The organism is Streptomyces sp. NPDC091289, assembly GCF_044757365.1.
Taxonomy (GTDB): Bacteria; Actinomycetota; Actinomycetes; order Streptomycetales; family Streptomycetaceae; genus Streptomyces.
The window spans coordinates 90,290-110,791 of record NZ_JBIVUT010000030.1; the positions used below are offsets into that span (position 1 = coordinate 90,290).

Annotated in this window: 22 protein-coding genes and 1 pseudogene; 8 read left to right on the plus strand and 15 right to left on the minus strand. The window is 72.5% G+C overall.

The window, feature by feature from the left end; genetic code table 11:
* Positions 1–38 precede the first annotated feature (38 nt).
* The gene (locus ACIQPT_RS32635) at positions 39–863 is read left to right on the plus strand and encodes an endonuclease I family protein (RefSeq protein WP_401161225.1); all 825 of its coding nucleotides are present in this window, start codon (positions 39–41) and stop codon (positions 861–863) included.
* 25 nt (positions 864–888) lie between these two features.
* On the opposite strand, the gene glsA is transcribed toward ACIQPT_RS32635, so the two are convergent.
* The 3 genes from glsA to ACIQPT_RS32650 form a co-directional block, all read right to left on the minus strand.
* Positions 889–2,238: a glutaminase A gene (glsA, locus tag ACIQPT_RS32640; protein ID WP_401161227.1), complete on the minus strand. Its 1,350-nt coding sequence runs from the start codon at positions 2,236–2,238 to the stop codon at positions 889–891.
* 14 nt (positions 2,239–2,252) lie between these two features.
* On the minus strand, positions 2,253–2,816 hold the full coding sequence (locus ACIQPT_RS32645; RefSeq protein WP_401161229.1) for a hypothetical protein: 564 nt from the start codon (positions 2,814–2,816) through the stop codon (positions 2,253–2,255).
* Between the two features lie 71 nt (positions 2,817–2,887).
* A complete protein-coding gene (locus ACIQPT_RS32650) occupies positions 2,888–3,382 on the minus strand; it encodes a DUF1269 domain-containing protein (RefSeq protein WP_401161230.1) in 495 nt (164 codons plus the stop codon).
* A 118-nt stretch (positions 3,383–3,500) separates the two neighbouring features.
* On the opposite strand from ACIQPT_RS32650, the gene ACIQPT_RS32655 reads away from it, so the two are divergent.
* A complete protein-coding gene (locus ACIQPT_RS32655; RefSeq protein WP_401161232.1) occupies positions 3,501–4,616 on the plus strand; it encodes a chemotaxis protein in 1,116 nt (371 codons plus the stop codon).
* 28 nt (positions 4,617–4,644) lie between these two features.
* Here the strand turns inward: ACIQPT_RS32655 and ACIQPT_RS32660 are convergent, their stop codons facing one another.
* From ACIQPT_RS32660 to ACIQPT_RS32700, 9 genes and pseudogenes are all read right to left on the minus strand, one after another.
* Positions 4,645–5,604, minus strand: a complete 960-nt coding sequence (locus ACIQPT_RS32660; protein ID WP_401161235.1) for a D-2-hydroxyacid dehydrogenase family protein — start codon at positions 5,602–5,604, stop codon at positions 4,645–4,647.
* Positions 5,605–5,691: 87 nt separating this feature from the next.
* Positions 5,692–8,079, minus strand: coding sequence for a phosphoketolase (locus ACIQPT_RS32665; RefSeq protein ID WP_401161236.1), 2,388 nt, complete (start codon positions 8,077–8,079; stop codon positions 5,692–5,694).
* A gap of 48 nt (positions 8,080–8,127) precedes the next feature.
* A complete protein-coding gene (locus ACIQPT_RS32670) occupies positions 8,128–9,540 on the minus strand; it encodes an NADP-dependent succinic semialdehyde dehydrogenase (protein WP_401161238.1) in 1,413 nt (470 codons plus the stop codon).
* Positions 9,541–9,702: 162 nt separating this feature from the next.
* Positions 9,703–10,161 (minus strand): ATP-binding protein, encoded by a 459-nt coding sequence (locus tag ACIQPT_RS32675; protein ID WP_401161240.1) that lies wholly within the window; start codon positions 10,159–10,161, stop codon positions 9,703–9,705.
* A gap of 193 nt (positions 10,162–10,354) precedes the next feature.
* Entirely contained in the window at positions 10,355–11,344 is a 990-nt protein-coding gene (locus ACIQPT_RS32680) for a xanthine dehydrogenase family protein molybdopterin-binding subunit (RefSeq protein ID WP_401161269.1), read from the minus strand.
* Positions 11,336–12,454 (minus strand): annotated as a pseudogene (locus ACIQPT_RS32685) (xanthine dehydrogenase family protein molybdopterin-binding subunit); the annotation flags it as partial. The gene ACIQPT_RS32680 and the pseudogene ACIQPT_RS32685, both read right to left, overlap by 9 nt.
* 68 nt (positions 12,455–12,522) lie before the next feature.
* Positions 12,523–13,524 carry an FAD binding domain-containing protein gene (locus tag ACIQPT_RS32690; RefSeq protein WP_401161242.1) on the minus strand — a complete coding sequence of 334 codons (1,002 nt, stop codon included), beginning with the start codon at positions 13,522–13,524 and terminating at the stop codon, positions 12,523–12,525.
* On the minus strand, positions 13,521–14,084 hold the full coding sequence (locus ACIQPT_RS32695; protein ID WP_401161244.1) for a (2Fe-2S)-binding protein: 564 nt from the start codon (positions 14,082–14,084) through the stop codon (positions 13,521–13,523). The genes ACIQPT_RS32690 and ACIQPT_RS32695 overlap by 4 nt, the downstream gene beginning before the upstream one ends.
* A gap of 62 nt (positions 14,085–14,146) precedes the next feature.
* Positions 14,147–14,536, minus strand: a complete 390-nt coding sequence (locus ACIQPT_RS32700) for a hypothetical protein (RefSeq protein WP_401161245.1) — start codon at positions 14,534–14,536, stop codon at positions 14,147–14,149.
* 229 nt (positions 14,537–14,765) lie between these two features.
* Here ACIQPT_RS32700 and ACIQPT_RS32705 point away from each other — a divergent pair, with 229 nt between their 5' ends.
* From ACIQPT_RS32705 to ACIQPT_RS32715, 3 genes are all read left to right on the plus strand, one after another.
* Positions 14,766–15,107 (plus strand): DUF6479 family protein, encoded by a 342-nt coding sequence (locus tag ACIQPT_RS32705; RefSeq protein ID WP_401161247.1) that lies wholly within the window; start codon positions 14,766–14,768, stop codon positions 15,105–15,107.
* A gap of 53 nt (positions 15,108–15,160) precedes the next feature.
* Positions 15,161–16,075, plus strand: a complete 915-nt coding sequence (locus ACIQPT_RS32710) for a cation diffusion facilitator family transporter (protein WP_401161249.1) — start codon at positions 15,161–15,163, stop codon at positions 16,073–16,075.
* Positions 16,076–16,209: 134 nt separating this feature from the next.
* Positions 16,210–17,022 carry a VOC family protein gene (locus ACIQPT_RS32715; protein WP_401161250.1) on the plus strand — a complete coding sequence of 271 codons (813 nt, stop codon included), beginning with the start codon at positions 16,210–16,212 and terminating at the stop codon, positions 17,020–17,022.
* A gap of 6 nt (positions 17,023–17,028) precedes the next feature.
* Here ACIQPT_RS32715 and ACIQPT_RS32720 read toward each other — a convergent pair whose 3' ends face one another.
* The gene (locus ACIQPT_RS32720; RefSeq protein WP_401161252.1) at positions 17,029–17,592 is read right to left on the minus strand and encodes a DUF6328 family protein; all 564 of its coding nucleotides are present in this window, start codon (positions 17,590–17,592) and stop codon (positions 17,029–17,031) included.
* A gap of 188 nt (positions 17,593–17,780) precedes the next feature.
* Here ACIQPT_RS32720 and ACIQPT_RS32725 point away from each other — a divergent pair, with 188 nt between their 5' ends.
* Positions 17,781–18,161 (plus strand): VOC family protein, encoded by a 381-nt coding sequence (locus ACIQPT_RS32725; protein ID WP_401161255.1) that lies wholly within the window; start codon positions 17,781–17,783, stop codon positions 18,159–18,161.
* A gap of 83 nt (positions 18,162–18,244) precedes the next feature.
* Here the strand turns inward: ACIQPT_RS32725 and ACIQPT_RS32730 are convergent, their stop codons facing one another.
* Entirely contained in the window at positions 18,245–18,742 is a 498-nt protein-coding gene (locus tag ACIQPT_RS32730) for a GNAT family N-acetyltransferase (RefSeq protein WP_401161257.1), read from the minus strand.
* A gap of 28 nt (positions 18,743–18,770) precedes the next feature.
* Positions 18,771–19,175: a DUF1992 domain-containing protein gene (locus ACIQPT_RS32735; RefSeq protein WP_401161258.1), complete on the minus strand. Its 405-nt coding sequence runs from the start codon at positions 19,173–19,175 to the stop codon at positions 18,771–18,773.
* Positions 19,176–19,395: 220 nt separating this feature from the next.
* On the opposite strand from ACIQPT_RS32735, the gene ACIQPT_RS32740 reads away from it, so the two are divergent.
* Both ACIQPT_RS32740 and ACIQPT_RS32745 read left to right on the plus strand, forming a co-directional pair.
* Entirely contained in the window at positions 19,396–19,974 is a 579-nt protein-coding gene (locus ACIQPT_RS32740) for a hypothetical protein (protein WP_401161260.1), read from the plus strand.
* Positions 19,971–20,372: a hypothetical protein gene (locus ACIQPT_RS32745; RefSeq protein ID WP_401161262.1), complete on the plus strand. Its 402-nt coding sequence runs from the start codon at positions 19,971–19,973 to the stop codon at positions 20,370–20,372. The genes ACIQPT_RS32740 and ACIQPT_RS32745 overlap by 4 nt, the downstream gene beginning before the upstream one ends.
* Positions 20,373–20,502 lie beyond the last annotated feature (130 nt).

Below are 20,502 nucleotides of genomic sequence, written 5' to 3' on the forward strand. Positions count from 1 at the left end.
CTCGTCGCGACGCCCGCGTTTCGGAGAGGACACCCCACATGTCCCGTCGTCATTCGTTCTACGCGCGTCCACTGCTGGCCGCTGCAGCGGCCGTCACCGTGCTCGCCGGCACCGCCGCCGCGACCCCCGCAGACGGCTCGCCCGACCTTCACACCGCTACCACTGCCGCCACCGCCCTCGACGACACGTACTACCAGGACGCGCTCGGCAAGACCGGCGCCGAGCTGAAAGCCGCCCTGCACACGATCATCAGCGACCAGACCAAGCTCTCCTACAGCCAGGTGTGGGACGCCCTCAAGGCCACCGACGAGGATCCCGCCAACTCCTCCAACGTCGTCCTGCTGTACACCGGGCGCTCGCAGTCCAAGAACGACAACGGCGGCAACTCGGGCCAGTGGAACCGGGAGCACGTCTGGGCCAAGTCGCACGGCGACTTCGGCACCGCGACGGGTCCGGGCACCGACGTCCACCATCTGCGGCCCGAGGACGTCCAGGTCAACTCCACGCGCGGCAACAAGGACTTCGACAACGGCGGGAGCGAACTGGGCAACGCACCCGGCAACTGCACCGACGGCGACTCCTTCGAGCCGCGCGACGCGGTCAAGGGCGACGTCGCCCGCATGATCCTCTACATGGCCGTGCGCTACGAGGGCAACGACTCCTTCGCCGACCTCGAACCCAACGACCAGGTGAGCAACGGGTCCGCGCCGAAGATGGGCAAGCTGTCCGTCCTCAAGCAGTGGAGCCAGGAGGACCCGCCGGACACCTTCGAGAAGCGCCGCAACGACGTCATATTCGAGCAGTTCCAGCACAACCGGAACCCGTTCATCGACCACCCCGAGTGGGTCGGGTCCATCTGGTAGTCCCGGCCCACCCGTCAGCCCCCGCTCAGCCCTCCCCGGCCAGGGCCCGCGCGCAGCCTTCGACGGCACCCTCACGGGTGGCGTAGCGCGGCAGGTCCTGGCCGGTGCGTTCCCGTACGAGGTCGGGCGGGCCCAGCAGATCGTTCGGATCGACGACCGCCGCGCGCCGCCCGTCGCTGGCGAGCCGGGCGAGCCCGGTGTGCAGCATCGCCAGGGCCACCGAGTCGACGGAGGTGACGTCGTGCAGGTCGAGCACCACCGAGCCGCCGTCGGGCCCGGACTCGTCCAGGGCGTACAGCACACGTTCGGCGGCCGTGAAGTCGATGGACCCCTGGGCGACGACGACGCCGACCTGTTCGTGCAGGACCCGTTCGTGCTCGGTCGAGGGCGCGGAGGGCAGATCGTCCGCGGTCGTGACGAGGCTGACGGTGGAGCCCGGCAGCGCGGGGTTGAGCATGAGGTGGAGCCCGTAGCGCTTCGACATCGTCTCCAGTGCGGCGTGGCCGCGTACCGAACCGCCGGTGGCGTCCAGCGGCGGGCTGTACGTGGCGACCCCGAAGCGGGCGGGGCCCACCGCGATGAGGCCCCCGGACACCCCGCTCTTGGCGGGCAGCCCGACGCGCAGCAGCCAGTCGCCGGAGCCGTCGTACATGCCGCAGGTCGCCATGACGGCGAGGACCTGGGCGGCGACCTCGGCGGAGACGACCCGCGTGCCGGTGACCGGGTTCACGCCGCCGTAGGCGAGCGTCGCGGCCATCGTGGCGAGGTCGACGGCGGTGACGCGGATCGCGCACTGGCGGAAGTAGCGGTCGACCGCCAGGACCGGGTCGACGGGCATGGTGCCGGTGGAGCGGATCAGGTACGCCAGCGCCCGGTTGCGGTCCCCGGTCACCGACTCGGAGCTGAACACCTCTTCGTCGACGTCGAGTTCGCGCCCGGCGAAGTGGCCGAGGCAGTGCAGGATCCGGTCGAAGGCGGGTTCGTCCGGGGCGTCGGGGATCAGGGCGGTGGTGACGATGGCGCCGGCGTTGACCATGGCGTTGGCGGGCCTGCCCGTGCCGGGTTCGAGGCTGATGGCGTTGAACGCCTCGCCGCTCGGCTCGGCGCCCACCCAGCGGCTCACCTCGTCGAGGCCGAGGACGGAGAGCGCGAGGGCGTAGATGAACGGTTTGGAGACGGACTGGAGGGTGAAGGGGACTTCGGCCTCGCCCGCGCTGTAGCGGTGTCCGTCCATGCTGACCAGCGCGAGCCCGAAGGCGTCCGGGTCGGCGAGGGCCAGCTGGGGGATGTAGTCGGCCGGTTTCCCCTCCCGTACGTCGACGAACTGGGCGCGCAGGGTCTCGAGCGAGTCGGTCACCGCGTCTGCGGCACTCATGTACGCCGCCCCCCTCAGCCGCGCTCGGCCTGGGCGACCCGCGGGAAGGTCTTCACCCCGGCGGCCTTGCGGCTGTTGGCCTGGACGTTGACCGTGCGGTCCGGCGGCGCGTCCTCGACGCCGACGACGACGGTGTCGAGGACCTTGTCCTCGGCGTCGACGAACTCCACCTTCACGGCGTAGAACGCGGCCTCGTCCGTGGGGTTGGTGACCCGGACGAGCGCGCTGCGGACCTCCTCGGACGCGGTGAGCGGCAGTCCGTTGACCGAGACGTCGCCGACCGCGTTGCCCCGGCCCTCGACCTCGTCCAGCCGCTTGGCCGCCTCCTGTCGTACGCGTTCGGACTCGGCGGACACCGAGGCCGCGAAGCTCTCCTGGGTGCGCGGGCTCGGGGACTCGGACGGCGATTCCTCCGGCTCGGGCGTGAGGGTGTGGACGCCCCGGTCGGTGCCTTCGCTGCTGGTGTCGGAGTCGCAGGCCGCCGCGCCGGCGAACAGCAGGGCTGCCGCCGCGAGGGGGGCCAGGGTGCGGGCGGCGCGGCGGCCGCGTGCCCGGTGCGCGGGGAGGTTCGCTTTCACGGACGGTCCGTCCAATCCAAGAGAGGGGTATCCAGCTGGGGATCCGGGTGAGGAACGGGGGTGTGCGCGGGTCACGCCGTCTCGTCGCCGAAGATGTCGCGGAGCTTCGCCTCACGCTCGGTGTCGAGATTGCTGTGGAGGAGTTCGGCGCCGTCGCCGGGCAGCTGCGCGCCGATCCGCTCCGGCACCTCGTTCATGGTCAGCAGGAACAGCGCCGAGGTTCCGGGCGTCACCTTCTCCTTGACCTCGGCGATGAAGTCGTCGTCGATGCCGACGTCCGCGAGTTTCCCGCCGAGCGCTCCGGCGGCCGCCCCGATGGCCGCGCCCAGCAGCGGCATGAGGAAGATCAGCCCGAAGAGCATGCCCCAGAAGGTCCCGCTGAGGGCCCCGGCGCCGACGAGGTTGAGCAGCTGTTTCGTGCGCGGCTTGGACCGGTCGGCGGGCCAGCTCACCACCGCCGCGTCAAGAATCTTGATCAGCCCTTCCTTCTGAAGGGATTTCAGCGCCTCCTCGACACTCTCCGCACCGTCGGCCGTCCGGAACTTCCAGACCGTGAGCGTGGACATCGCGCGACCTCCCGCACTCCAGGAGCAACAACTCGCTCATATTAGGATCAAAAGGTATGAATTGACTCGTCGAAGGATCGCTTCACACGGGAGCGGATCCGAGCCCTGGGAGGGAACGATGGATACGGACGCCCTGACCGCCGACCTGTTGCGGGAGCTGCGGGCGACCCGGCCCTATCCGGCCCTGTCCCTGACCATGCCGACCCACCGCACGGCTCCGGACAACGCCCAGGACCCGGTGCGGCTGCGCAATCTGGTGGCCGAGGCCGGACACCGTCTGGACGCGGACGCGCAGGTCAGCCGCGAGGTCGCGGCCGCTCTCCGGGCCCAGCTGGAGCGGGCGGCCGACGAGGTGGACCCGCGCGGGGCGCTGGACTCCCTGGTCCTCCTGACCACCACCGACGCGTACTGGATCTGGCAGCTTCCGCGCACCGCACCCGAACGGGTGGTGCTCAGCGACACCTTCCTCACCCGCAACCTGGTCGCCGCCAAGGCCCAGACGCGGCCGTTCCGGGCGCTGACCGTCGCGGCCGACCACGCCACCCTGTGGATCGGCACGGGCGACGGCATCCGGGCGGAGGAGACGGGCGGCTTCCCGCTGACCGCGCCGAAGGAGCCGCCCAACCCGCAGCGCGAGCAGCGGATCGGGGACACCCCGAGCCTCTTCACCGACGAGGAGACCCGGAACTTCTTCCGTGACGTCGACGAGAAGCTGCGCACGGTACTCGCCGACGACCCGCGGCCGGTCTATCTGATGGGCCAGGCCCCCGCCCTCGCTCTGCTGGACGAGGTCGGCACCGCCTCCGGGTCCGCGGCCGGCCGGGTCACCAAGGGCGCACCGGCCGATCTGCCGCCCGCCGAGGTCCTCAAAGAGCTGCGGCCGGCCCTCGACGAGGGCACGCACCGGGCGGCGGCGGAGGTGCAGACCCGGCTCGACAACGCTCGCAGCGCCCACACCTTCGCCGCGGGGCTCGACGAGGTGTGGGCCGCCGTCCGGGAGGGCCGGGCGGGACTGGTCGCGGTGGAGGAGCACTTCCAGACGACCGTGCGGGTGACCGGCGAGCACCTGGAGCCGGCGCCCGAGGGGGCCACCCAGAGCGCCGACGGAACGGTCCGCGAGGACATCGTCGACGAACTGGTCGAAGCGGCGCTGGACAGCGGCGCCGACGTGGCGTTCGTCGAGGACGGTTCGCTGGCGGACCACGGCCGGATCGCGGCGGCGCTGCGCTACTGACCGAACCGCCGCAACAGCCGCTCCGCCGTCAGCCCAGACGGCGGAGCGGCTGCCCGTCGAGGAACGCCCTGATGTTCTCCACGGCCTGGCCGTAGTAGGTCTCGTAGTTGGCGCGTGACACATAGCCCAGGTGCGGGGTGGCCAGCAGGCGCGGCGCCGTGCGCACCGGGTGGCCGGCCGGGAGCGGCTCGACGTCGAAGACGTCCGTGGCCGCGCCGGCGATGGAGCCGTCGTGCAGGGCGGCGAGCAGGGCGTCCGTGTCGACGATGGCCGCCCGGGAGGTGTTGATCAGATACGCGGTCGGGCGCATCCGGGCCAGTTCGGCCGCGCCGACCAGGCCCCGGGTCCGCTCGCCGAGCGCCAGGTGTACGGAGACGAAGTCGCTGGTGGCCAGCAGTTCTTCCTTGGACGCGGCCAGGGTCGCCCCGACCTCGTCGGTCCGTTCCTTCGTGAGGTTCTGGCTCCAGGCCACCACGTCCATGCCGAAGGCGAGGCCCACCCGCGCCACCCGGGCGCCGATCTTCCCGAGCCCCAGCAGACCGAGCCGCCGGCCGTGCAGATCGGCGCCGAGGGTGGACTGCCAGGGCCCGCCCGTGCGCAGGGCCTCCGCCTCGGGGACGATCCCGCGCGCCAGGCCCAGCAGCAGCGCCCAGGTGAGCTCGACGGGCGGGGTGGAGGAGCTGGCGGTGCCGCAGACGGTGACGCCGTGCCGCTCGGCGGCGTCGAAGTCGATGACGGAGTTGCGCATGCCGGAGGCGATCAGCAGCCGCAGCCGGGGCAACCGGGCGAACAGCTCCGCCGGGAACGGCACCCTCTCGCGCAGGGTCACCACGATGTCGAAGTCGGCGAGGGCCGCGGCCGCTTCGTCCTCGGTGGCGAGGTGCTCACTGAACGACACGACCTCGACGTCGGCGGTGACCGGCGACCAGTCGACGACGGTGGTGGCCACGGACTGGAAGTCGTCGATCACAGCACAGCGCAGCTTCATGGCAGCCTCTCTCCGGCCCGGCAGGTTCGCCGCCCATGATCGCGCATCGGCCGTTCCGGAGGGCCGGAGGGCCGGTGAACGCCCGCGTCAGCCGCCCCACGTCCAGTCCACGACCTCCGGCAGGTCCGTGCCGTGCTCGCGGATCCAGGCGTGGTGGCGGGTGCGGATGTCCGCCATTTCCTGGCGTACGGCGACGGCGCGGACGCCGAGCCCCGGCACCCGGTCGATGACGTCCATGACCAGTCGGTAGCGGTCGAGATCGTTGCGGACGACCATGTCGAACGGGGTGGTCGTGGTGCCCTCCTCCTTGTAGCCGCGCACATGGAGGTGGGCGTGGCCGGTCCGGCGGTAGGCGAGCCGGTGGATCAGCCACGGATAGCCGTGGTACGCGAAGATCACCGGCCGGTCGCGGGTGAACAGGGCGTCGTACTCGGAGTCCGGCATGCCGTGCGGGTGCTCCGAGTCGGGCATCAGGCGGGCGATGTCGACGACGTTGACCACACGCAGCGCCAGCTCCGGCAGATGGCGGCGGATCAGGTCGGCGGCGGCCAGCGTCTCCTGGGTGGGTACGTCCCCGGCGCAGGCGAGGACCACGTCCGGTTCCCGGCCGCCGTCCTCGGTCCCGGCCCATGCCCAGGCTCCGGCCCCGCGCGCGCAGTGGGCGCGGGCCTCCTCGGGGGTGAGCCAGTCGAAGGTCGGCTGCTTCCCGGCGACGATGACGTTGACGTAGTCGCGGCTGCGCAGCACGTGGTCGGCGACCGCGAGCAGGGTATTGGTGTCCGGCGGGAGGTAGACGCGGACGGCCTCGGGGCTCTTGTTGAGGATGTGGTCGACGAAGCCGGGGTCCTGGTGCGAGAAGCCGTTGTGGTCCTGGCGCCAGACGTGCGAGGTGAGCAGGTAGTTGAGCGAGGCGATGGGCCGCCGCCAGGGCAGCCGACGCGAGGTGCGCAGCCATTTGATGTGCTGGTTGACCATGGAGTCGACGATGTGGGCGAACGCCTCGTAGCTGGAGAAGAGCCCGTGCCGTCCGGTGAGGAGGTAGCCCTCCAGCCAGCCCTGGCAGAGGTGTTCGGAGAGCACCTCCATCACCCGGCCGTCGTGGGCGAGGTGTTCGTCGGTGGGCAGGGTCTCGGCCTGCCAGGCCTTGCCGGTGGCCCGGTAGAGGGCGTCCAGCCGGTTGGAGGCGGTCTCGTCGGGGCCGACCACCCGGAAGTCCCTGCGGCCGGCGGTGGCGGCCATGACGCTCTCCAGCAGGTCGCCGAGCACCTTGGTGGGCTCGTGGAGCGTGGTGCCGGGCCTGTCGACCCGTACGGCGTGGTCCGCCGGGTCGGGCAGCGGGAGGTCGCGCAGGAGCAGCCCGCCGTTGGCGTACGGGGTGGAGCCGAGCCGGGCCTCGCCCTCGGGCACACAGGCGAGGACCTGTTCGGTGGGGCGGCCCTCGGCGTCGAAGAGTTCGGCGGGCCGGTAGGAGCGCAGCCAGGCTTCCAGCTGCCGCAGGTGCTCCGGGTGGTCGCGGACGCCGGAGAGCGGGACCTGGTGGGAGCGCCAGGTGTTCTCGACGGGCAGTCCGTCGACCTCTTCGGGTCCGGTCCAGCCCTTGGGGGTGCGCAGCACGATCATGGGCCAGCGGGGGCGTTCGGTCGCGCCGTCCTCGCGGGCCGCCCGCTGGTACGCGCCGATGCGGTCCAGGGCGGTGTCCAGGGCGGTGGCGAGCGCCCGGTGGACGGCGGCCGGGTCGTCGCCGGTGACATACAGGGGGTCGTGCCCGTAACCGCGCAGCAGGTGGTCGAGCTCCTCCTCGGGGATCCGGGCGAGGACCGTCGGGTTGGCGATCTTGTAGCCGTTGAGGTGGAGGACCGGCAGGACGGCTCCGTCGTGGACCGGGTCGAGGAACTTGTCTGCGTGCCAGGAAGCGGCGAGCGGTCCCGTCTCGGCCTCGCCGTCGCCGATCACGCAGGCCACCAGCAGGTCCGGGTGGTCGAGGGCGGCCCCGTAGGCGTGGCCGAGGGCGTAGCCGAGTTCGCCGCCCTCGTGGATGGATCCGGGGACCTCGGGGGCGACATGGCTGGGCACGCCCCCGGGGAAGGAGAACTGCTTGAAGAGCAGTCCCATGCCGTCGGCGTCCCGTCCGACGTCGGGGTAGGTCTCGGTGTAGCTGCCTTCCAGCCAGGAGTTGGCGAGGACGGCGGGTCCGCCGTGGCCGGGGCCCCAGACGCACAGGGCGCTCAGGTCGCGGGCCTTGATCACCCGGTTGAGGTGGGTGTGGACGAGGTTGAGCCCCGGAGAGGTGCCCCAGTGGCCGAGCAGCCGGGGCTTGATGTCCTCGGGAACGAGGGGCCGGGTCAGCAGGGGGTTGGCCATCAGGTAGATCTGGCCGACGGCGAGGTAGTTGGCCGCGCGCCAGTGCGCGTCGAGCGCGGCGAGTTCGTCGTCGGGGAGGACGGAAGGAGCGGATGCGGTACGGGTGTCGCTCACGGGGCGGATCTCCTCGTCGGGTGACGGCGCACGGGCGGTGGTGGGTCGTCAGGACGCCTCGGGGCCGTACCAGAGCGTGGTGGCGTTGCAGAACTCGCGGATGCCGTGTCCGGCCAGCTCACGGCCGTATCCGGAGCGTTTGATCCCGCCGAAGGGCAGCGCGGGGTGCGAGGCGGTCATGCCGTTGAAGAAGACCCCGCCCGCCTCCAGGTCGCGGGCGCAGCGTTCCTGCTCGCCCGGGTCGCGGGTCCAGACGTTGGAGCTGAGGCCGAAGGGGGTGTCGTTGGCCAGGTGGATCGCCTCGTCGAGGTCGGCGACCCGGTAGAGGGTGGCGACCGGTCCGAAGGTCTCCTCTCGGTGGATGCGCATGGCGGTGGTGATGGAGGCGAGCACGGTGGGCTCGTAGAACCAGCCGTTCTCCAGGCCGCCGCCGAGCTTGTCGGGGCGGCGTCCGCCGCACAGCGTCCGCGCGCCCCGTTCGACGGCGTCGTCGACGAGCTCCTCCAGGTCGGTGCGGCCCTGTTCGGTGGAGAGGGGGCCGATGTCGGTGGCGTCCTCCAGCGGGTCGCCGACGGTCAGGGCGCGCATGCCCGCGGTGAAGTGCTCGGCGAACGTGTCGTAGACGTCGGCGTGCACGATGAAGCGCTTGGCGGCGATGCAGGACTGGCCGTTGTTCTGGACGCGGGCGGTGACGGCGGTGGCCGCGGCCTTCTCCACGTCGGCCGACGGCAGGACGAGGTAGGGGTCGCTGCCGCCGAGTTCCAGCACGGTCTTCTTCACCTCGTCGCCGGCGGTGGCGGCGACGGCGCGCCCCGCCGGTTCGCTGCCGGTGAGGGTGGCGGCGACGACACGCGGGTCGCGCAGGACCGCCTCGACGGCGCCCGAGCCGATCAGGAGCGTACGGAAGCAGCCCGCGGGGAATCCCGCCCGGTGGAAGAGGTCCTCCAGGTAGAGGGCGGTCTGCGGGACGTTCGACGCGTGCTTGAGGAGTCCGACGTTGCCCGCCATCAGCGCGGGGGCGGCGAAGCGCACCACCTGCCAGAGCGGGAAGTTCCACGGCATCACGGCGAGGACCACGCCGAGCGGGCGGTAGCGGACCAGCGCGCGGGAGGCGCCGGAGTCCTTCACGTCGTCGGGGTCCGGGTGTTCGTCGGCGAGCAGGCGCTCGGCGTGGGCGGCGTACCAGCGCATCGCCTTCGCGCACTTGGCCGCCTCCGCGCGGGCCGCCGTGACGGGTTTGCCCATCTCGACGGTCATCGTGCGGGCGATGGTGTCGCGGTCCTCGTCGAGGAGGTCGGCGGCCCGGTTCAGCCAGGCCGCGCGCTGTTCGAAGGGGGTGGTGCGGTACTGGCGGAAGGTCTCCGCGGCGGCGGTGATCCTCCGCTCGGTCTCCTCCTCGCCGAGGGCGTCGAAGGACCTGATCAGTTCGCCGTTCGCGGGGTTGACCGTCGCGATGGGCATGGCAGTGGCCTCCTTGCGTGGGTACTCCGACCGTGCCGCGCCGCACCGGTCCGCGCAACGCGGCCCTCCCCTCCCCCGCACGTACCCGGCCGACGCGGATCATGCGTACCGGGGGCAGCATGTTCCGCGTCGGCCGGGGATTCGGGCCGCCTTTCCGGGCGGTTACACGAGCGCCGCGAGGGGGGTGCGGCGGGCGGTGCGGACGCCGGGCAGCGGGGCGTACGGGAGCAGTCCCGCGAGCTGCGGCGCCTCGGCGTAGCGGGTGAACCAGACCACTTTGCCGTCCGTGGTCCGGCAGGTGCCCCAGCTGTCGCTCAGGGCCATCACCCGGCTCAGCCCGCCGCCGGCCGGCAGCAGCCGGGGCATCCGGGCGCTGTTGTCCGCGACGGACACGGTCACGTGCCGTCCGGTCCAGCGGAGTTCGAGGACGCAGGTGTTGCCGTCGCCGACATGCCGGTGGACGTTGGTCAGGAGTTCGTCCAGGGCCCGGCACACCGGCCGGACGTGCAGGTCGAGACTCCAGTGACGAAGGTGTGCGGCGACGATCCGCCGCAGCTGGGAAACGCGCTCTGCCGACACCTGCAGTTCGACCGAGTAGTGCCGGTCGAGTGGAACGGTCATCGTCGAGGCTCCTCACCACGAGGCCCACGTGCTTCCCCGTCGTACTTTCACCCCGTCGTACGAACAACCCCCGAACACGAAGCGTGAGCACTGATCACTTCTGGGTCACTCATTAGGGTGCGCCGCATCCGCCGGACGCGCAACAGCTGGGCCGTCCGTGCTGGTGGGGGGGCGGTGTCCGGTCGCAGGGCGGTCACAGCAGGTAGGGCAGCAAGGCGTCCGGGGTGAGGGGCAGTTCGCGCAGCCGGGCGCCGGTGGCGTGGCGGACGGCGTTCCCGATGGCGGCGGCGGTGCCGACGATCCCGATCTCGCCGATGCCCTTGGAGCCCATCGGGTTGAGGTGGCGGTCGTCCTCCTCGATCCAGTGCGCCTGGATGTCGGCCGTGTCGGCGCAGACGGGCACGTGGTAGGAGGCGAGGTCCTTGGCGGTGAAGTCGCCGAAGGCCGGGTCGAGGTCGCAGCCCTCGGTGAGGGCCATGCCGATGCCCATCACCATACCGCCGGTGAACTGGGAGCGTGCGGTGCGGGCGTTGAGGATCCGCCCGGCGGCGTACACGCCGAGGAGGCGTCGGACGCGCACCTCGCCGGTGACGGCGTCGACGGCCGTCTCGGCGAAGTGGGCGCCGAAGGCGTGCCGGGCGTACGGGGACTCCTCGCCGGTCTCCTGTTCGGTGTCGGCGGTGGTGGTGATCCCGCCGGCGGGCAGCGGTCCGGCGTGTTCGGCGAGGCGGGCGGCCAGGTCCGCGGCCGCCTTGTGCACGGCCCAGCCCCAGGAGGCGGTGCCGGAGGAGCCGCCGGCCAGCGGGGCGGCGGGCAGGTCGGTCGAGCCGATGTCGACGTGGACGGCCCCGGGGTCGACGCCGAGCGCGTCGGCGGCGATCTGGGCCAGCACGGTGCGGGCCCCGGTGCCGATGTCGGTGGCGTTGACCGCGATGCGCAGGGCGCCGTCCGGTGCGGCGTGGGCGCTCGCGGTGGACCGGGAGACGAGGACGGGGTACGTCGCGGAGGCCACGCCCGTACCGATGAGCCAGCGGCCCTCCTGGTGGGCGGCGGGCCGGGGGTCGCGGTCGTGCCAGCCGAACCGCGCCGCGCCGTCGCGCAGGCAGGCGGTGAGGCCGCGGCTGCTGAAGGGGCGGCCGCTGTCCGGTTCGGTCTCCGGTTCGTTGCGCAGCCGCAGCTCCACGGGGTCCAGGCCGAGCGCGGAGGCGAGCTCGTCCATGGCGGACTCCAGGGCGTACATCCCCGAGGCCTCGCCCGGGGCGCGCATCCAGGAGGGGCTGGGGACGTCGAGCGCGGTCACCCGGTGCGCGGTCCGGCTGTACGGCGAGGCGTACATGGTGCGGGCGGGCACGGCGGCCTGCTCGACGAACTCCTTCACGGTGGAGGTCTGGGTGACGACCTCGTGGCTGACCGCGGTGAGCACCCCGTCCAGGTCCGCGCCGAGCCGGACCCGCTGGATCGTGGGGGCCCGGTGGCCGACGACCTCCGCCAGCTGGGCCCGGGGGAACACCAGCTTGACCGGCCGCCCGGTGTGCCGGGCGGCCATCGCCGCCAGGACCGCCTGGGGGCGGGTGGTGCCCTTCGAGCCGAAGCCGCCGCCGATGTGCTCGGAGACCACGGTGATCCGGTCCGGGGCCAGGCCGAACGCCTGGGCGAGGCTGTCGCGCACCTTGTTCGACCCCTGGCTGGAGTCGTGCACGGTGAGGTGCCCGTCCGCCCAGACGGCGGTGGCGCCGTGCGGTTCCATGGGGTGGTTGTGCAGGGCGCCCATCCGATACGTCGCGTCGATCTGGACGCGCGCCCCGGCCAGGGCCCGTTCCACGTCGCCGCGCACCCGGACGGCGGGGAAGCCGCCGTTGGCATCCTCGGGCGTGTAGAGGCCGGGGTGGTCCTCGGTGAGGGTGACGTCGTGCGGGTCGCGTTCGTACTCGACGTGGAGTTCCCCGGCCCCGGTGCGGGCGGCTTCGAGGCTGTCGGCGAGCACGAGGGCGATCGGCCAGCCATGATGCGGGACCCGGTCGTCCTGGAGCACGGCGAGGATCGGGTCGTCGGGCTCCTGGAGCCGGGGCGCGTTGTCGTGGGTGAGGACGGCGTGGACACCGGGTACGGCGAGGGCGTCGACGGCCCGTACCGCGGTGACGCGGCCGGCCGCGACGGTGGCCGGGACGGTCCAGGCGTACAGACAGCCGGAGGGGGTGCGGTCGGCCGCGTAGCGGGCGGTGCCGGTGACCTTGTCCCGGGCCTCTCTGCGGACGACGGGCGCACCGGGGAACTGCGGGGCTCGGGTGGTCATGGCGATGGGTCCTCGGGGGTCGGTGGTACGGGAGGGCGCGGGCGCGTGGGCGGGTGCCCCGGAGTGGTTCAGCCGGTCCGGGCGGGCTGCCGGGTGGTGAGTTCGCCGAGCACGTCGAGGGCGAGCCGGCGGGCGAGGTCCACCTTGAACGCGTTGTCGCGCAGCGGCCGCGCCTCGGCCAGTTCGGCGATCAGGGCGTGCTGGAAGACGGCGGGCGTGGCCGGGGCGCCGCGCAGTTCGGCCTCGGCCCTGCGGGCCCGCCACGGCCGGTGGGCGACGCCGCCGAACGCGAGCGTGGCGTGCTCGACGCGGCCGGCGTCCACCCGGAGCGTGGCGGCGACGGAGACCAGCGCGAAGGCGAACGAGGCGCGGTCGCGGGCCTTGCGGTAGCGGGAGGCCGTCCCGGGCGCGGGCGGCGGGAGCACCACCTCGGTGATCAGCTCGCCGGGCCTGATCACGGTGTCCTGGTCGGGGTTCTCCCCCGGCAGTCGGTGGAATGCGGTGACGGGGACGGTCCGTTCGCCCTCGGGGCCGAGCAGCGTCACGGTCGCGTCGAGGGCGGCGAGGGCCACGGCCATGTCGGACGGGTTGGTGGCCACGCACTCCGGCGAGTGCCCGAGGATCGCGAGGTCGCGGTGGGTCCCTTCGCGCGCGGGGCAGCCGGAGCCGGGGAGTCGCTTGTTGCAGGGCTTGGAGACGTCCTGGAAGTAGCGGCACCGGGTGCGCTGGAGCAGGTTGCCGCCGGTGGTGGCGCTGTTGCGGAGCTGGCCGGAGGCCCCGGCCAGCAGCGCCTGGGACAGGGCGGGGTAGCTCTCCGTCACGTCGGGGTGGGCGGCGAGGTCGCTGTTGCGCACGGTGGCGCCGATGCTCAGGCCGCCGCCGGCCGTCCGGGTCACCCGGTCGAGCGGCAGCCCGGCGACGTCGATGAGGACCTGGGGCGTCTCCACGCCGAGCTTCATCAGGTCCACGAGATTGGTGCCGCCGCCCAGGAAGCGGGCGCCGGGACCGGCCGCGCAGAGCCGGACGGCCTCGTCGGTGGAGGCGGGGCGCACATAGCCGAACGGTTTCACTCGATCACGTCCTCGATGGCTTCGACGATCCGGGGGTAGGCCCCGCACCGGCACAGGTTGCCGCTCATCCGTTCCCGGATCTCGTCGGCGTCGAGCACGACGGCTCCGGCGGCGGGGCTGTCCGGTTCGGTGGCGTGCGAGGGGTGGCCGTCGGCGGCCTCGCGGAGCATGCCCACGGCCGAGCAGATCTGGCCCGGGGTGCAGAAGCCGCACTGGAGGGCGTCCCGCTCGACGAACGCTTCCTGCACCGGATGCAGGCTCTCGCCGTCGGCGAGCCCTTCCACGGTCGTGATCGTGGCCCCGTCCTGGGCGACCGCGAGCAGCAGACAGCTGTTGACCCGCCGCCCGTCGACGAGGACCGTGCAGGCTCCGCACTGGCCGTGGTCGCAGCCCTTCTTGGCCCCGGTGAGGCCGAAGCTCTCCCGCAGCGTCTCCAGGACCGTGGTGCGGTGGTCGACGGTCAGCGTCGTCGCCTCGCCGTTGACGTGCAGCGTCACGGTGGAGTGCGCGTCGACGACCGGTTCCGGTTCGAGGTCCGCTCCGAGAGCGAGGGAATCCATGCGTACGCCTTTCGCTTCGCCGCGGGGCGGGTGTCACCCCGGTCGTGTTCCCTTCCGGGCCGTCAGCGGCTCTCGAGCCGCAGCCTGACCTCCTGCTCCTGGTCCCCGGCGGCCGTGCCGACGACGCTCACCGCGAAGGCTCCGGTGAGGTGGTTCCGTAGCCGGTCGACGGCCCAGTAGCCCCCCTGGGCGTCCACCGTGACCGGTGCGGTGAGGCGGGCGGGGGTGGCGTCCGCCCTCGGTTCGGACACGTCGACGGTGGTGACCCAGACGGTCGGGCGGGGGCCGGAGGCCGACGTGGGGGTCTCGCCCATCGGGTGGTCCGAGGCGAAGGCGGTGGCGAGCACGTCGAACACGGTCCGCGCGTCCTGGGTGTCGCAGCGGCTGAGCGAGACCACCACCTCCCGACCCGCCGGGTGATCCTCGCCGTTCTGTTCGGGGGTGCTGTTCACCGTGGTTCCTTCCGCTGGGGTGCCGGCCTTCGGGACCACTCCAGGCTGACCCCGTATCCGGCCGACGGCGACACGGGAAGCGCCCGAAAGAGGTCTACAGCTCCCGGAGGGCGGGCAGGAGAGCTGCTCTCGCCCACGGTCTTGAAACGCGTTTCCCGCGAGATACCCATAAAACATGAATTGATGTGAATAGCTGACTGATGCCCTCCTCCCGGGGTATGCGGGTTGTATGGATGTTCTGAATGGAGTCAATGCGGTCGAGGTGTCCGCCGAGGTCCCGCTCGCGGCGACCACGGGGGCCCTCGGGATCGTTCTGCCCATCGTGGCGCTGGCCGTCGTCGCCCTGCTGATCGGTGGCTTCATGCTCAGCAAGCGCAAGCACGACGCCGAGCCGCCGCCGCCCCGGCCCCAGGACCAGCCGGAGAAGCCCGAGCGGCGCACCCACGTCGAGCAGCACGACCCGCATTCCTCCGACCAGTTCCCCGAGGATGGTCACGCCCTGTCTCCGTACGAGCTGAAGGACCACGGCAACGGGCCGCTGCCGCCCGACGAGGAGCGGCCGAGCAGCTGACCGCCCCGTCCCGCGGGGGCGTCGCCTCGGCCCCCTCTGCTCAGGAGGTTGTGATGGCCGGCTCGGCCGCCGACCGGCGTACCCGTCTCACGGTCCTGGTGGCGCTCGGGGCCAACCTCGTGATCGCGGCGGCCAAGACCGTGGGCGGACTGGCCTCCGGCTCCCCCGCTCTGTTGTCCGAGGCCGCCCACTCGGTCGCCGACAGCCTCAACGAGGTCTTCCTCCTCGCCGCGCTCCGGCGCAGCCGCCGTCCCGCCGATGCCCGTCATCCGTTCGGATACGGCAAGGAGCGCTACTTCTGGGCGCTGCTCGCCGCGGTGGGGATCTTCGTGATGGGCGGCTGTTTCTCGTTCTACCAAGGGCTCTCCGCCCTCCGCCGGGGCGACCACGAGTCCCCCGAGGGCTACACGGCGGGGCTGATCGTGCTCGGCGTGGCCTTCGTCGCCGAGGCCACCTCCCTGACCCGGGCCCTGCACCAGGCGCGCGGCGAGAAGCGCGGGGCCCTGGACCCGGCGCTGCGCACCGTCATCGCGGAGGACAGCACGGCGGTCATCGGCGTCACCCTGGCGATGGCGGGCATGGCGCTGCATCTGGCCACCGGCAGCGTGGTCTGGGAGGCGGCGGCCTCGCTGGGGATCGGGCTGCTGCTCGTCTACGTGGCCTTCCGGCTCGGCCGGGACGCCCGCGACCAGCTGATCGGCGAGGCCGTCGATCCCGGGCTGCGCCGCGATCTGGTGGGCTTCCTGATGCGCCAGGGCGAGATCGACAATGTCGCCGAGCTCCTCACGATGCGCCTCGGCATGGACTCCGTCCTGGTGGCCGCCCGGATCGACCTCGCCCCCGGCATCGACAGCGAGCGGGTGGAGGAGGTCTCTATGCGCATCAGGCAGGCGATGGCCGACCGGTGGCCGCAGGCCGACCAGATCTTCCTCGACATCACGAACGCCCCGCCGCGCACCGGTCTGTGAGCGGGGGCGTGTCCGGCGGGCCGGGGCCGGAGACGCCCCGGCCCGCGTTGCGGGACCGGGCGGGCCGGTCGACGCTGGTTGCTGGACCGCAGCGGCCGGGCAGGACGCCGCTCCCCGAAGAAGGCAGTGGACCCATGACCGGAAGCGACCCCCGTACGGCCCCATCGGCGGCACCGCTGACAGGGCCGGCCGCACCGTGCTGGGTCACCCTCATGACCCGGAACCTGGAGACCGCCGAGCGGTTCTACACCCAGGTCCTGGGCTGGTCGTTCCGCCCCGGGCGGCTCGGGGCCGACTACGCCGTGGCCTACCGCGGCGAGGTGCCGGTGGCCGGTGTCTTCGCCGTCTCGTCGGCGTACCAGGTCGCGGTGGCCTGGACGCCGTACTTCGCGGTGGAGGACGCGAACGTGGCCGCCGCCCGGGTCCGCGAGCGCAGCGGGACCGTGGCGGTGGGCCCGCTGACGCTCGGCAAGGGGCGCGGGGTGCTGGCGTCGGACCGGGACGGGGCGTCGTTCGGCCTCTGGGAGCGCACCGAAGCCTCCGCCTCACCGCCGGCCCCGGCCGATCACGCCCACGCCTGGCTGCGGCTGCGGACCCGCAACGCCTTCGACGCGGCGATCTTCTACGGCGAGGTACTCGACTGGGCGAGCGGGCGGCCGGGATGCTGCGATGTGGCGTACGAGGGCGACGAGGTCATCGTGCGGTGCGAGGGACATCCGCTGGCCCGGATCAGCTCCGGCGCCGTGGAGAGTGCGGTCGACCCGGTGGTGCGCCCGCACTGGCAGGTCCAGTTCCCGGTGGCGGATCTCGCGGGGACGGTCTCCGCGGCCGGACGGCACGGCGGCTCCCTCGTCGAGGAGCGCACCGGCTTCGGGGGCACCGAGGTGACGCTGCGGGATCCGGACGGCGCGTTGTTCGCGGTGACGGATGTGCGCAGCCCGGCCTGAGGGGTTCTAGGAGCCGCCACTCCCCCGGTCGGGCGACTCGGCCCCGCCCCCTCCCTCGCCACCCTCTTCCTCTCCCTCTTCCTCTTCCTCGCGCCGGGCGGAGCGCCCCCGGGCCAGCGCCCATACCGGGAAGATGAACCAGCAGGCCAGGAACCACAGCGCCATCGCGCCGACCAGCCACAGAGCCAGTTGGTTGTGCAGGGCGACGCGCAGGATCAGCAGGAGCGCCGAGCACATCGTGCAGAAGAGCAGCACCAGGCCGAGAACGGTCATCCTGGACGCCCAGATGACCGTCTCGGGCTTCATCCGACGGCCGGTGAGGAGCCGGTGGTACGACACGGGGCCGATGAGCGCGGCGGCGGTCGCCGCCCCCAGCATGACCGTCACGACGTAGATGTTCCGGTCGGTGTTCCCCAGGTCCTCGAAACGCGACTGGAAGACCACCGCGAGCAGGAAGCCGAAAAGGACCTGCACCCCGGTCTGTGCGACGCGCAGCTCCTGGAGGAGTTCGGACCACTGCCGGTCCGCCCGCTCCTCCTGGGTCTCCTGACGGCCTCTGCTGGATGTCACGTGACCTGCCTTCCGCCTCGCCGGACGCGTTCATGGCCGGATCCCACGGGTTCCCCGCGGTCACGGGCGTAACCGCGTGGACCGGTGCGCGCGGTCCGTTTAGGATCACCGCAGGGCATCGCGCGTCGGTCACCGGCCGGGTGAGGCGTGGAGGTAGCCCGTGAGATGCCCGTTGGAGGCATTCCACCGTGTCAGTCGAGTTGAACCACACCATCGTCCATTGCCGGGACAACCGCGAGTCCGCCGAATTTCTGGCGGATCTGCTGGGCCTGACGGTCGGAGAGGAGTGGGGGCCGTTCATCCCGGTCGTTCTCGCGAACAGCGTCACGCTGGATTTCGCGACGATTCCCGCCGCTTCGATCACTCCGCAGCACTACGCCTTCCTCATCTCGGAGGCGGAGTTCGACACCGCGTTCGCGAAGATCCAGGAGCGGGGAATCGACTATTACGCCGATCCCCATCAGAAGCTTCCCGGCGAGATCAACCACAACGACGGCGGGCGGGGCGTGTACTTCCCCGATCCGAGCGGTCATGGGATGGAGCTGATCACCCGCCCGTACGGCGGCTGATCGCCACCCGTAGCACCCCGTCACGTCCCGGAGCCCGGCCGCGCATCGCGGCCGGGCTCCGGTCGTGCCCGGGACAGCGCGGCTCAGCCGGTGCGGAGCAGCAACTCGGGGCGGTCCCACATCACGGCCGGCGGATTGGCCCGGACGGTGCCGACGGGTTCGGCGCCGATGCTCCGGTAGAACCCCTCGGCGGGCGGGTGGGAGACGATCCGGACGCCCGTGAGGCCGGCGCTCCGGGCCTCCTCGCGCAGATGGTCGGCGAGCAGCCTCCCGATGCCGAGCCCCTGGGCGGAGTCGGCGACGAACATCAGGTCCAGTTCGGGCGGGTCGAGGAGCAGCGCGTAGAAGCCGAGGATCCGACCCGTGCCGCCGTCCGCGGCGACGAAGACCCGGTGCGCCTCGATGTAGTCGGGCCCGATCCGGTAGCCATCGACCATCGGTGCGTACGGGCCTTCGTAGGCGCGTGATGTGCGCACCAGCCGGGTCAGCCGGCCCGCGTCGCCCGGCGCGGCCCGGCGGACCACCACGTCGGTGCGCCGTGGGGCGCGTCCGCGCCGTCGCCCTGCACTGTCCGATCCCATACGGCGATTATGCGGGACGGCGTCGGCTTCAGGCCGGGCGGTGTTCCTCGCGCCAGCGGCGTACGGTCGCGTCCACGTCGAAGGGCTTCAGTTGCAGCGGCGGGCCCTCGGGAGGCATCCGGATCGCCCGATCGATCTTCTCGTTCACCTCGGTCAGGATGCGCCGCACCTCGGCCTCGGTGCGGGCCGCGGAGACCGCGCCGGGGACGTCTTCCGCCTCTTTGCGGAGGGCCAGCGCGGGCGGCAGCATCGACACGCCCTCCCGCTGCATCTTCTGCTTGATCCACCAGGCCTCGTCGTACGGGCGTTCCAGGCCGGCGATCGGCTTGCCGAACCCGGGGAGCGCGGAGAAGTCGCCGCGCTGTTCCGCCTCGTGGATCTGTCGGTCGACCCAGGATTCGAAAGTGACTCCCGGTGGTTTGCGCTCCGTCATCGCGTGTCCCTCCGCCTGCCGCCGATCCGACTCTTTTCACCCTACACAGAGCGTCGCGCGGAGCCTTCCGCCGGAGGGCAGCTGCCTCGAACCGGGATCCGGGGGTACACGAACTCCTGCACACCGCCCGGCGATTGACGCCGGGCCCGGACCGGAAGGGGTTGACCACTGTGCGACAGCAGAGCTACGTACCGGCCGATGAACGTTGGGGGCGGTAGCCATGACGACAGCGATCATCATCATCGCCGTGGTCGTCGTGGTGGCCATCGCCGCGTTCTTCCTGCTTCGTGGGCGTCCGGCCGGTGGCCGGGGACTGCGCAGCCGCTTCGGACCCGAGTACGAGCGCGTGGTCGCCCGGCACGACGGCGACACCAAGGCGGCCGAGCAGGAGCTCGGCGATCGGGTGAAGCGGCACGGGCACCTGGAGGAGCGCCCGCTGACCGAGGAGGCCCGCGCGGGCTACGCCGCCCGCTGGGCGAGCGCCCAGGAGTTGTTCGTCGAATCGCCGGAGCGCTCGCTCACCGAAGCCGACGCGCTGCTGGCCGATCTGTCGCGCGAGCGCGGCTTCCCGGCCGGCGAGGACTTCGAGGAGCGTACGGACGCGCTCTCCGTCCACCACGCCGCGCACGTCGACGGCGCTCGACGGGTGCACACCGCACGACGCGGAGACGCGAGCACCGAGGAGATGCGCGAGGCCCTGATCGCGGCCCGCGGGCTCTTCGACGCCCTCCTCGCGGACGGCCCGTCGGGGCGTGAGCACGGCAACCGGCACCTGGTGAAGGGAAGCGGCACATCATGACGCGGACATCGAACGGAACGACGCCCCTGCCCGGCGGCACGGACCACGTCGAGCGCACCGAACGCGCCGAACCGGGTCCGGCCGTCGCACAGGGCCCCGCCGAGGACGGCCCGCACCCCGGACGTCCGCTCTTCGCCCCCGAGGAGCAGGAGGCGTTCACCGTCCGGATCCAGCAGGCGGTGACCGTGTTCGTCGAGGATCCGCACCGGGCGGTGCGGGAGGCCGACGCCACCTTCGACGAGGTCGTCGCGGGCCTCGGGGCCGCCCTGGAGGAACGCGGGCGGCGACTGCGCGCGGGGAAGGGCGAGAGCGGTCCGGCCACCGGGGCGGAGACCGAGGATCTGCGGATCGCCCTCCAGCACTACCGCGACCTCACCGAACGCCTCGTACGCCTGTAGCCCGAAGCGCGTATCCAGGGGCCGGGGGGGGGGGGGCCCCCCCCCCCCCCCCCCCCCCCCCCCCCCCCCCCCCCCCAAAACCCCCCCCCCCCCCCCCCCCCCCGCCGGCCGCCCCCCCCCCCCCGCGCGG